The organism is Bacillus sp. SIMBA_005 (assembly GCF_046535585.1).
GTDB classification, from domain to species: domain Bacteria; phylum Bacillota; class Bacilli; order Bacillales; family Bacillaceae; genus Bacillus; species Bacillus pumilus.
In genome coordinates this window covers 1-263 of sequence record NZ_JAWRWI010000587.1, presented here as the reverse complement: position 1 = coordinate 263, position 263 = coordinate 1, and the positions used below count along the sequence as shown (strand labels likewise).

The following is a 263-nucleotide window of genomic DNA, read 5'->3' as shown; positions in this document are numbered from 1 at the left end:
CTTTTACAAGCCAATTAGCGATAACAATTGCTTTAGACATTTCTCTGTGCGAATTAATTGCAATTATTTTCAAGCGTTTTGTATAATATACTCAAAGATAGTCAAAGATAGTCAAAGTCAGTGAGGTAAGCGAGGTGTATTCCTAACATGCGTAATATTTCAGACATCATAGAAGGCTACTTAAAGCAAGTACTTGAATTAGGTGGAGAAGGGCATATTGAAATTAAACGAAGTGAAATTGCAGATAAATTTCAATGTGTGCC

1 protein-coding gene is annotated in these 263 nt (G+C 33.8%); it reads left to right on the top strand.

The features are described from left to right. Positions 1 to 147: 147 nt before the first annotated feature. Positions 148 to 263: CtsR family transcriptional regulator (locus tag SB660_RS21405; protein WP_410584416.1), on the top strand; the 116-nt coding region annotated here is incomplete at its 3' end.